At 66.0% G+C, this 4,721-nt stretch carries 3 protein-coding genes; all 3 read right to left on the reverse strand.

Features of this window, described 5'->3' with window-relative positions:
• Positions 1-677 (reverse strand): DsbA family protein (locus I5M_RS22680; protein ID WP_022723497.1); only part of this gene is annotated, 677 nt, incomplete at its 3' end.
• 71 nt (positions 678-748) lie between these two features.
• Entirely contained in the window at positions 749-3,961 is a 3,213-nt protein-coding gene (locus I5M_RS22685; protein ID WP_022723498.1) for an efflux RND transporter permease subunit, read from the reverse strand.
• The coding region (locus I5M_RS22690; RefSeq protein ID WP_022723499.1) for an efflux RND transporter periplasmic adaptor subunit at positions 3,958-4,721 on the reverse strand (764 nt) is incomplete at its 5' end. The genes I5M_RS22690 and I5M_RS22685, both read right to left, overlap by 4 nt.

Raw genomic sequence — 4,721 nt, forward strand, 5'->3', positions numbered from 1 at the left:
AAGTCGGTGCTTTGGATAAGTCGCTTACTTTTCCCCCTCGCCGCCGCTGCCCGCGCATCCTTGATCGCGGCCTGAAACATCGCGGCATCGAGCACGCCCGCNACGCGGAAGCGGCCGACGATGAAGGCGGGGGTGCCCTGGAAGCCGAAGGCCTTGGCCTGGGCGTCGTTGCGGGCCAGTACGGCTTCGATCGTGGTTTTGTTGGTTTCGAGGTCTTGCTTGGCCTTGGCGACGTCGATGCCCGCGGCTGCCAGCGTGTCGTCGATCACCGACGCGGTGAGATTCGACTTGGCGCCGATCAGCGCCTCGTGGGCGGTCGGGAATTTGTCCTGATACTTGGTGGCCAGCACCAGCTTGGCGGCGTCGACCGAGATGCCGCCGAAGATCGGCCAGTCCTTGAAGATCAGCCGGACCTTGCCGTCGTCCTTCGCCACCTGCAGCAGCTCGGGGGCGACTTTCTTGCAGTACGGGCAGCGATAATCGAAATACTCGACGATGGTGATGTCACCGTCCGGATTGCCGGCCGCCGGAATCTGCGGATCGCGCAGCACCGCATTGGTCGACAATACATCCTCCGGCTCGGGCTCGGCGGTCGCGGCGAGCGCGCGTCGTGAGAGCACCAGCGCCGGCGCGAGCGACAGAGCGGTCAGCAGAGTCGACCGGCGGGTGAGCATCATCGGGTCCAATCCTTTGCTTGCGGACCCGCACCTTGTGCCCCGGATCGCGCCGCCGCGCCATCCCTTTGCGGTCAGGCGCTTGGTGCTTGCGGCGGCTTGTCACGCAGCACGATGTAGATCGCCGGGATCACCAGCACGGTGAGCAGCGTCGACGATGCCAGGCCGAACAGCAGCGAGATCGCCAGGCCCTGGAAGATCGGATCGAGCAGGATGGTCGCCGCGCCGATCATCGCCGCCAGCGCGGTGAGCAGGATCGGCTTGAACCGCACCGCGCCGGCCTGCAGCACGACCTCGCGCAAGCTTTTGCCCTCCCCGCCGGAGTGGCGGATGAAATCGACCAGGAGGATCGAGTTGCGCACGATGATGCCAGCCAGCGCGATGAAGCCGATCATCGAGGTGGCGGTGAACGGCGCCCCGAGCAGCCAGTGGCCGATCAGGATGCCGATCAGCGTCAGCGGGATCGGGGTGAGGATCACAAGCGGCAGCTTGAAGCTTTTGAACTGCGCCACCACCAGCACATAGATGCCGAGGATCGCGGCGCCGAACGCCGCGCCCATGTCGCGGAACGTCACCCAGGTGATTTCCCATTCGCCGTCCCACAGCACGGTCGGCTTGGCCTCGTCGGTTGGCTGGCCGTGCAGGCTGATCGCCGGCTTCGGCAGCTTGCCCCAGTCGTGGCTCTCGATCAGGCGATCGACCTCGAGCATGCCGTAGAGCGGCGCCTCGAATTTGCCGGCGAGTTCCGCCTCCACCATGTCGGCGAAGCGGCCGTCGCGGCGGAAGATCAGCGGCGAGCCGACTTCCCGGGTCGCCTTCACCAATTGGCCGAGTTCGACCACTGTCTTGGCGCCGGGCAACGTATTGGCTGGCACCGGCGTCGAGGCCAGCGCCTCGTTCCATTCGAGATCGCGCTTCGGCAGCCGCACCGCGATCTCGATCGGATTGCGGTCCTCGCCGCGATGCGAGTAGCCGATCGAGGTGCCGCCGAACAGCGTCGCGATGGTGTCGTAGACGTCCTTCTGCTCGACGCCGAAGAACTCCAGCCGATCCTGATCGATCGACAAGCGCAGCCGCGGCCGCGGCTCGCCGATCGAGTCGTCGACATCGACGATGAACGGCACCTCTTTGAAGATCTTCTTCACCTCGAGCGCGACGGCGCGGCGGGAGGCGGCGTCGGGGCCGTAGATTTCGGCCAGCAGCGTCGAGAGCACCGGCGGCCCCGGCGGCACCTCGACGACCTTGATGCTGGTGCCCTCCGGCACGTTCAGCGCTTTCAACCGCTGGCGCAGATCGAGCGCGATGGTGTGGCTGGCGCGGCTGCGATCGCCACGTTCCTTCAGATTGACCTGCAACTCGCCGAGCTCCGGCCGCTCGCGCAAGTAATAATGCCGCACCAGGCCGTTGAAGTTGAAAGGCGCCGGCGTGCCCGCATAGGACTGCACCGAGGTGATCTCGGGCAGGCCGCGGGCGATGTCGGCGGCTGCGAACAACGTGCGCTCGGTGTCTTCCAGCGTTGCACCTTCTGGCAGATCGACCATCACGGCGATCTCGCTCTTGTTGTCGAACGGCAACAGCTTGACGGTGACCGACTTGGTGTAGAACAGCGCCATCGACAGCAGCGTCGCGATGCCGACCCCGAGCAGGAACCGCCACGACGCCCGCTTCGACGCCACGATCGGCGTGGCGATACGGCGATACAGGCGGCCGAGCCGGCCCTCGTCGTGATCGCCATGCGCCGCCATCGCGGCGCCCTTCGGTGCCAGCCGCAGCATCAGCCACGGCGCGATGATCATCGCCACGAAGAACGAGAACAGCATCGCGGCCGACGCATTGGCGGGGATCGGCGCCATATAGGGGCCCATCATCCCGGACACGAACAACATCGGCAGCAGCGCCGCCACCACGGTCAGCGTCGCGATCACGGTGGGGTTGCCGACTTCGGCAACCGCTTCGATCGTCGCCTGCATCCGCGACCGGCCATCCTTCATGCCCCAATGCCGGGCGATGTTCTCGACCACCACGATGGCGTCGTCGACCAGGATGCCGATCGAGAAGATCAGCGCGAACAGGCTGACGCGGTTGATGGTGTAGCCCATCAGGTTCGCCGCAAACAGCGTCAGCAGGATCGTGGTGGGGATCACCACCGCGGTCACCACCGCCTCGCGCCAGCCGATCGCGATCACGATCAGCACCACGATCGACACCGTGGCGATGCCGAGATGCAGCAGCAGTTCGTTGGCCTTTTCGTTGGCGGTCTCGCCGTAGTCGCGTGTCACCGTCACCGCAACGTCACTCGGGATCAGCGTGCCTTCGAGTGTGGCGAGCCGCGCCTTGATGTCGTGGGACACCACCACCGCGTTCGCGCCGGCGCGTTTGGCGAGCGCCAGGCTGACAGCCGGCACGCGGTCCCATTTGCCGCTGCCGTCCCGCGCGTCGTTCCAGACTCGATGCTCGGCGGCGTTCGGACCGATGATCACCGCGGCGACGTCCTTGACATAGACCGGGCGATTATCACGCGTGCCAATCAGCAAAAGGCCGATATCGGGAACGCCGATCATGGTCTGCCCCGCCGAGACGCTCCGCATCGTGCCGGCATCGCGCACGCTGCCGGCCAGGAAGGAGCGGTTGGCGTCCTTCACCTTGGCGACGAGCTGCTGCAGCGTCACGCCATACAGCGACAGCTTTTCTGGATCGGGCTCGACGCGGATCTGCTGCGCGCCGCCGCCGGAGATGTAAGTGAGGCCGATGCTGTCGACCTTCATCAGCTCGGAGCGCAGCTTGTCGGCGAGTTCGTAGAGATCCTTGTCGGTCCAGCGCGAAGCCGCTTCGGGCTTTGGCGACAGCGTCAGCACGGTGACGGCGACGTCGTTGATGCCGCGGCCGACGATCAGCGGCTCGGGAATGCCGACCGGAATCGCATTGATGTTGGCGCGGATCTTCTCGTGGACGCGCAGGATGGCGTCCTCGGCCTTGGTACCGACCAGGAAGCGCGCCGTCACCATGACGCGGTCGTCTTCGGTCTGACTGTAGACGTGCTCGACGCCGTCGATGCCCTTGACGATGGCTTCGAGCGGCTTGGTCGCCAGCTCGACCGCGTCGGGGCCGCGCAAGCCGTCGGCGTTGACGGTGATGTCGACCATCGGAACGCTGATCTGAGGCTCTTCCTCGCGCGGAATGGCGGCGAGCGCGATCAGCCCGACCACCAACGCGGCGAGCAGAAACAACGGAGTGAGCGGCGACTGAATGGTCGCCTTGGTCAGGCGACCGGAGATACCAAGGTTCACGGCTGCACCAGCTTGTCACCGTTACGCAGGCCCGACAGAATCTCGAGCCCATCGGGCATTTGCGGCGTCGGATGTTCGCGGCCGCGCTGCACCGGCACCGCGACGGTCTTGCCCGGCTCGCCGAGCTGCACATAGTCGACACCGAATTTGGTAGTGATGAAGCGCTGCGGGATCACGAAGGCCGGCCGCTCGCCGGCCGAGATCCACACCCGCAGCCGATCACCGACGAAATACTGACCGAGCCCTTCGACCGTCGCATCGGCCACGACGCGGCCGTCCTCGATTTGCGGGTAGACGAGGTCGATGGTGCCGTACTTCGCCTGCGCATCGCCGAATTCCGCGCCGTCCACGCGGATGCGGTCGCCGGCCTTGAGGAATCGAGCGTGCCGCTCGGGCACGCGCAGCCGCAGCTTGTAGTGCTGCTGCGCCACGGTGACGATCGTATCGCCCTGCAGCATCACCGAGCCGAGCGTGACCATCTTCTTCAGCACGCGGCCGTCGTCCGGCGCCAGTACCTGGCCTTCCTTGAATTGCTGCTGCACCACGGCGCGCTCGGAGGTCTTGGCGCGCAGATTGTTGTCGGCGACGTTGAGATTGGTGCGCGCCTCGTCGAGCTTGGTCCGCGCCGTGATGCCGCGCTCGACCAGCCCGGAGGTTCGGTCGTAATCGATCTGCGCCTGATTGGCCTGCGCCTGCAGCGCCTGGATCTGCGCGTCCAGCGAATTCATCTGCAGCGTCAGCTTGTCGTCGCCGATGGTGG

Origin of the sequence: Rhodopseudomonas sp. B29 (assembly GCF_000333455.1) — a bacterium.
Classification (GTDB): domain Bacteria; phylum Pseudomonadota; class Alphaproteobacteria; order Rhizobiales; family Xanthobacteraceae; genus Rhodopseudomonas.